This window comes from Streptomyces sp. NPDC041135 (assembly GCF_055592085.1).
On record NZ_JBVIYZ010000016.1, the window covers coordinates 125,726 to 132,144 of the forward strand.

Here is a 6,419-nt window from a genome sequence, read left to right on the forward strand (position 1 = left end):
GGCTCACGCCTCCTTCGTCTCGACGGGGCCGGCCGGACCGGCGGGACGGCGGGTGCGGCGCAGGGGCGGCTTGGCACCCAGGCCCTTCGGGTCGAGGCCGGACCACTTGTGGCCGTCGGCGAAGAACCTGCGGCGGGCCAGCAGGGTCATCAGCGGCTTGGTGAAGAAGAAGACCACGACCACGTCGAGCACGGTGGTCAGACCGAGCGTGAACGCGAAGCCCTGGACCTTGCCGACGGTGACGATGAACAGCACCGCGGCGGCGAGGAACGACACGAAGTCGGAGACCAGGATGGTGCGCCGGGCGCGCGGCCAGGCACGCTCCACGGCGGGGCGCAGGGTGCGGCCCTCGCGGATCTCGTCCCGGATGCGTTCGAAGTACACGATGAACGAGTCCGCGGTGATACCGATGGCCACGATGGCACCGCAGACCGCGGGCAGGTTCAGCGCGAAGCCGATGGCCGGGCCGAGCAGCGCCATGATCACGTAGGTGAGCACCGCGGAGACCACCAGGGAGGCCATCGCGACGAGCGAGAGGCCGCGGTAGTAGACCACCAGGTAGATCACGACCAGCGCGAGGCCGATGGCACCGGCGAGCAGACCGGCGTGCAGCTGGTCACCGCCGAGGGCGGCGGTGACGGTGGTGACGCTCTCCTCCTGGAAGGTCAGCGGCAGCGCGCCGTACGACAGCATGTTGGCGAGGTTCTGCGCCTCGCTCTGGGTGAAGCTGCCGGAGATCTCCGCCTGGCCACCGGTGATGGCGTTCTGCACGAAGGGGCTGGAGACGACCTCGCCGTCCAGGACGATGCCGAACTCGTTCTGCGGCGACTGGTTCTTGGCCAGCTTGCCGGTGACGTCGGCGAACTTGTCGGCACCCTTGTCGGTGAAGGTCATCTGGACCTGCCAGCCGGCGGCGCCCTGCGTGTCGAAGACGGCCCGCGCCTTCTTCACCTCGGTGCCGTCCACGCCGGCCGGGCCGAGCACGTACTTGTACCAGACCTTGTCGCTCTGGCCGCAGGCCACGGTGGGCTCACTGGGCTTGGCGTTCTTTCCGGCGGTGGCGCGGACGGCGGGCTTGGAGCAGTCCAGGGCGGCGTACTGCGCCTGGAGCTTGGCCGTCGCCGGGTCGGCGGAGGCCGAGGGGGTGGCCGAAGGGGCCCCGGACGCGGACGCCGACGCCGAGGGCGAGGAGGTCGCGGACGCCGAGGGCGACGCGTCGGCCTTCAGCGCGTCGGTGAGCGCGCGGCCCTGCGAGGTGGCGGAGGCCGACGGGGACGCGGTGGAGGACGAGGACGCCTTCTCGTCGGAGGAGGCGCTGCCCGACGGGGTCGGCGAGGCGCCTCCGGTGGAGGAGGCGCTCGGCGACGGGCTCGACGCGCCGGCCGGGACGCTGGCCTCCTGGGCCAGGACCGGGCGGAAGTACAGCTTGGCGGTGGTGCCGACCTGCTGCTGGGCCTCCTTGGAGTTGGTGCCCTTGGGGATGTTGACGATGATGTTGTCGGTCCCCTGGGTCTGCACCTCCGCCTCGGAGACGCCCAGGCCGTTGACCCGGCGGTTCATGATGTCGACCGCGGTGTCCATGTTGGCCTTGTTGATCGCGGAGCCCTGGTCGGCCTTCGCCTTGAGCGTGATGCTCGTCCCGCCGGCCAGGTCGATGCCCAGACGCGGCTTGGTGTGCCCGGCGGCGAACATGCCTCCGGTGAGCGCCACGATGGCGATCAGGATGAGGGCCAGCGAGCGCCCCGGCTTGCTCTGGGCACTCGCGCTCCGGCCCTTCTTAGGTGCTGCCACCTTCTCGTACTCCCTCTCGGGCCGCCCCGCGCCTGGTCTGCGCGGTCGGCCATGACATGGTGTCGGGACCCCGTGCGGGAAACAGACGCGCCCGGGGTGGGCGGGGCAGGAGCCTCGCGCGCCTCGCTCCCCGGGACGTGACTACTTCGCGTCGGGGTCGCCGCCGGGCTTCTTCGGCTCTTCGTCGGCCTTCGCCTGGGCGGCCTCGGCGGCGTCGGCCTTGTCCTCGGCCGCCTGGACGGCGTCCGCGCCGCGCTCGGCGGCGTCCTTCTTACCGAGGTCGACGGCCGGGTCGGCGGGAGCGGCGGCAGCGTCGGCGGCCGGCTCGTCGGTCTCGGTGAGCGAGGAGGCGTCGTCCGGGACGACGTCGGCGTCGGACTTCAGGTCGTGCTCGATGCCGTGGACGATGCGGTTGTACTCGTCGTCGGTGAGGACGGCGCCGATCGCGTTCTTCGCGAAGAGGAGGTCGACACCCGGGGCGGCGTCCAGCAGGACCGTGTCCTCGTTGACCTCCTTGACCGTCGCGTACATCCCCCCGATCGTGCGGACGCCCGAGCCGGGCTGCATCTGATTGCGCATCTCGGAAGCCTGCTGCTGCTTCTTCTTGGCCGAGCGCGTCATCAGGAACATGACCGCGATGAGCCCGATGATGGGGAGGAGGGTCAAGGTATTCACGTAACGGGGTTTCCTTCGCGCGACCGCGGCGGTGAGCGGCCTATGTGATGGGGGTGTGGTCGGCGCCGCCCGGCAAGGGCGGCATCGGCGGAGTCTAAGCGAGTCCGCGTACATGGAACAACGCTCAGCATGGCACCCGGGTTCCTGCCCCCGCCAATGCCCTCGCCGTCACGCCCCGAACAGGTCCTGTTGTCCGTTTCCCCCGGTGGTGGAGCGGGGCTGGGGCAGGCCGAGGTGGGCCCACGCGGCGGGCGTCGCGACCCGGCCGCGCGGGGTGCGGGCCAGGAGGCCCTCGCGCACCAGGAAGGGTTCGGCGACCTCTTCGACGGTCTCGCGCTCCTCCCCCACGGCGACGGCCAACGTCGACAGGCCCACGGGGCCGCCGCCGAACAGCTTCAGCAGGGCCTGGAGGACGGCGCGGTCGAGGCGGTCGAGTCCGCGTTCGTCGACCTCGTAGACGGCGAGGGCGGCCGCCGCGATGTCCTCGGTGACGCGTCCGTCGGCCTTGACCTGCGCGTAGTCCCGGACCCGGCGCAGCAGGCGGTTGGCGATGCGGGGCGTGCCGCGGGAGCGGCCGGCGATCTCGGCGGCGCCGGCCGGGTCGATCTCGACGTCGAGCAGCTGCGCGGAGCGGTGCACGACGCGCTCCAGCTCGGCCGGTTCGTAGAACTCCATGTGGGCGGTGAAGCCGAAGCGGTCGCGCAGCGGGGGCGGCAGCAGGCCCGCGCGCGTGGTGGCGCCGACCAGGGTGAAGGGCGGCAGCTCCAGCGGGATGGCGGTGGCGCCGGGGCCCTTGCCGACGATGACGTCGACGCGGAAGTCCTCCATCGCCATGTAGAGCATCTCCTCGGCGGGCCGCGACATGCGGTGGATCTCGTCGAGGAAGAGGACCTCGCCCTCCTGGAGCGAGGACAGGATCGCGGCGAGGTCGCCGGCGTGCTGGATCGCGGGTCCTGAGGTGATCCGGATGGGGGCGCCCATCTCGGCGGCGATGATCATCGACAGGGTGGTCTTGCCGAGTCCGGGGGCGCCGGAGAGCAGCACGTGGTCGGCGGTCGCCCCGCGGGCGCGTGCGGCGCGCAGGACGAGGTCGAGCTGTTCGCGGACCTTCTCCTGGCCGATGAACTCATCCAGGTCCTTGGGGCGCAGGGCGGCCTCGACGGCCTGGTCCTCACGGTCGGCGACCGAGTCCACCAGCCGGTCGGCGGCGGGGCCGACGGGCCGCTCCTCGGCGGGGGTGTCGGTCGTGTCGTCCCAGTTCATGTGGTGTGCCTCGGGGGGATGGGGGCGGTCAGCGGGCGCGGTTGAGGGTCTGCAGGGCCGCCTTGAGCAGCTGACCCACCTGCGGGGCGCCCTCGGCCGCCTCCGCCTGCGGGGCGACGGCGGTCACGGCCTCGTCGGCCTCGCGGGTGGCGTAGCCCAGGCCGACGAGGGCCGCGTGCAGCTGGTCGCGCCAGCCCTGGGTGACCGCCGTGCCGACGGCGGGGGCGCCGGCCGGCTCGCCGAGGCGGTCCTTCAGCTCGATCAGGAGCTTCTGGGCGCCCTTCTTGCCGATGCCGGGGACGGCGGTGAGGGCCTTCTCGTCACCGGTGGCGACCGCCCGGCGCAGCGCGTCGGGGCTGTGCACGGCCAGCATGGCCTGGGCGAGGCGCGGTCCGACGCCGCTCGCGGTCTGCAGCAGTTCGAAGCTCTGGCGTTCGTCGTCGTCGGCGAAGCCGTACAGGGTCAGCGAGTCCTCGCGGACCACCAGGGAGGTGGCGAGCCGGGCGGGCCGGCCGACCCGGAGCGCGGAGAGGGTGCCGGGGGCGCACTGGACGGCGATGCCGATCCCGCCCACCTCGACGACCGCGGAGTCCGGGGCGAGGGCGGCGACCGGGCCGCTGACGAACGCGATCATGCCGTACGGCCTTTCGGAGTCATCGGTGCTGTGGCGGTGTGCAGGGCGACGGCCTGCTGGAGCCGGTTCTGGGCGGGGGCGCGCCAGATGTGGCAGATGGCGAGCGCGAGGGCGTCGGCGGCGTCGGCGGGCCTGGGCGGGGCGGCGAGCCGGAGCAGGCGGGTGACCATGGCTCCGACCTGGGCCTTGTCGGCGCGTCCGCTGCCGGTGACGGCGGCCTTGACCTCGCTCGGGGTGTGCAGGGCCACGGGGATGCCGCGGCGGGCGGCGCAGAGCATCGCGACGGCACTGGCCTGGGCGGTGCCCATCACCGTACGGACGTTGTGCTGGCTGAACACGCGCTCCACGGCGACGTACTCGGGGCGGTGTTCGTCCAGCCACTGCTCGATGCCCTGCTCGACGGCGACCAGGCGCCGGCCCAGCTCGGCGTCGGCGGGCGTCCGCACCACCCCGACGCCGATCATGGTGAGCGGCCGCCCCGGCACTCCCTCGACGACGCCCACGCCGCACCGGGTCAGCCCGGGGTCCACCCCCAGTACGCGCACGCGCCCTCCCCTTCCGTCGCGGTCCGTGGACGGTGATCCACGGTGCCGCCAGGCTAGCCGCCGCCACTGACAACGGCGGCGGGCCGGTGGGACGTGTCCCACCGGCCCGCCGGAAACCGCTCGGCCCGCGGCCGCGTCACGCGCGGGGGGCCGGCCGGGTCACGCGTCGACCTTCTCCATGACCTCGTCGCTGACGTCGAAGTTGGCGAAGACGTTCTGCACGTCGTCGCTGTCCTCGAGCGCGTCGATCAGCTTGAAGATCTTCCTGGCGCCCTCCTCGTCCAGCTCGACCTGCATGGTCGGGACGAAGTTGGCGTCGGCGGAGTCGTAGTCGATGCCGGCGTCCTGGAGGGCGGTGCGGACCGCGACCAGGTCGGTGGCCTCGCTGATGACCTCGAAGGTGTCACCGAGGTCGTTGACCTCCTCGGCGCCCGCGTCCAGCACGGCACCGAGAACGTCGTCCTCGGACAGCTCGCCCTTGGGGACGATGACGACGCCCTTGCGGTTGAACAGGTACGACACCGACCCCGGGTCGGCCATGGAGCCGCCGTTGCGGGTCATGGCGACGCGGACCTCGGAGGCGGCGCGGTTGCGGTTGTCGGTGAGGCACTCGATGAGCACCGCGACACCGTTGGGGCCGTAGCCCTCGTACATGATCGTCTCGTAGTCGGCGCCGCCGGCCTCCAGGCCCGCGCCGCGCTTGACCGCGGAGTCGATGTTCTTGTTCGGGACCGACGACTTCTTCGCCTTCTGGATGGCGTCGTACAGCGTCGGGTTGCCCTCGGGATCGGCGCCACCGGTCCGCGCCGCGACCTCGATGTTCTTGATCAGCTTCGCGAAGAGCTTGCCGCGCTTGGCGTCGATCACGGCCTTCTTGTGCTTCGTCGTGGCCCATTTAGAGTGGCCGGACATCTGCCTGTCTCCTTCGCGTAACCCATCCTGTACGAACCTCCCCGGGCCTTGAGGGCTCGGGGACCCCCGGAGATCCTACAAGGACTCCGGCTCCCGGTTCGCGCGCACCATGTCGACGAAGAGCGAGTGCACGCGGTGGTCGCCGGTCAGCTCCGGGTGGAACGACGTGGCCAGGGCGTTGCCCTGGCGGACGGCGACGATGTGGCCGTCGTGCTCGGCGAGCACCTCGGCGCCCGCGCCCACGGACTCCACCCAGGGGGCGCGGATGAAGACGCCCTCCACGGGGGCGCCGGGGACGCCCTCGACGGCCACCGCCGCCTCGAAGGACTCGTTCTGCCGTCCGAAGGCGTTGCGGCGCACGATCATGTCGATGCCGCCGACCGTCTCCTGGCCCGAGCGCGGGTCGAGGATCTTGTCGGCCAGCATGATCATGCCGGCGCAGGTGCCGTACACCGGCATCCCGGCACGCACGCGTGCGCGCAGGGGTTCCATGACCCCGAACAGGACGGCCAGCTTGGAGATGGTGGTGGACTCGCCGCCGGGCAGCACGAGGCCGTCCACCTCGGCGAGTTCCTCGGGGCGCCGCACCGGCCTGGCCA

At 72.1% G+C, this 6,419-nt stretch carries 7 protein-coding genes; all 7 read right to left on the reverse strand.

Going from position 1 to position 6,419, the window contains the following annotated elements; translation table 11 throughout:
- Positions 1 to 3: 3 nt before the first annotated feature.
- The gene (secD, locus tag ACZ6CZ_RS28760) at positions 4 to 1,791 is read right to left on the reverse strand and encodes a protein translocase subunit SecD (protein ID WP_469026873.1); all 1,788 of its coding nucleotides are present in this window, start codon (positions 1,789 to 1,791) and stop codon (positions 4 to 6) included.
- 141 nt (positions 1,792 to 1,932) lie between these two features.
- Positions 1,933 to 2,466, reverse strand: a complete 534-nt coding sequence (gene yajC / locus ACZ6CZ_RS28765) for a preprotein translocase subunit YajC (protein ID WP_469026876.1) — start codon at positions 2,464 to 2,466, stop codon at positions 1,933 to 1,935.
- Between the two features lie 168 nt (positions 2,467 to 2,634).
- Positions 2,635 to 3,729 carry a Holliday junction branch migration DNA helicase RuvB gene (gene ruvB, locus ACZ6CZ_RS28770; protein ID WP_469026878.1) on the reverse strand — a complete coding sequence of 365 codons (1,095 nt, stop codon included), beginning with the start codon at positions 3,727 to 3,729 and terminating at the stop codon, positions 2,635 to 2,637.
- Between the two features lie 28 nt (positions 3,730 to 3,757).
- Positions 3,758 to 4,363: a Holliday junction branch migration protein RuvA gene (gene ruvA, locus ACZ6CZ_RS28775; RefSeq protein ID WP_469026880.1), complete on the reverse strand. Its 606-nt coding sequence runs from the start codon at positions 4,361 to 4,363 to the stop codon at positions 3,758 to 3,760.
- A complete protein-coding gene (gene ruvC, locus ACZ6CZ_RS28780) occupies positions 4,360 to 4,908 on the reverse strand; it encodes a crossover junction endodeoxyribonuclease RuvC (protein WP_469026883.1) in 549 nt (182 codons plus the stop codon). The genes ruvA and ruvC overlap by 4 nt, the downstream gene beginning before the upstream one ends.
- Before the next feature lie 159 nt (positions 4,909 to 5,067).
- Positions 5,068 to 5,820 carry a YebC/PmpR family DNA-binding transcriptional regulator gene (locus tag ACZ6CZ_RS28785; RefSeq protein ID WP_469026886.1) on the reverse strand — a complete coding sequence of 251 codons (753 nt, stop codon included), beginning with the start codon at positions 5,818 to 5,820 and terminating at the stop codon, positions 5,068 to 5,070.
- Positions 5,821 to 5,895: 75 nt separating this feature from the next.
- Positions 5,896 to 6,419, reverse strand: a 524-nt coding sequence (gene pdxT / locus ACZ6CZ_RS28790) for a pyridoxal 5'-phosphate synthase glutaminase subunit PdxT (protein ID WP_469026888.1), incomplete at its 5' end; no start/stop codon positions are given.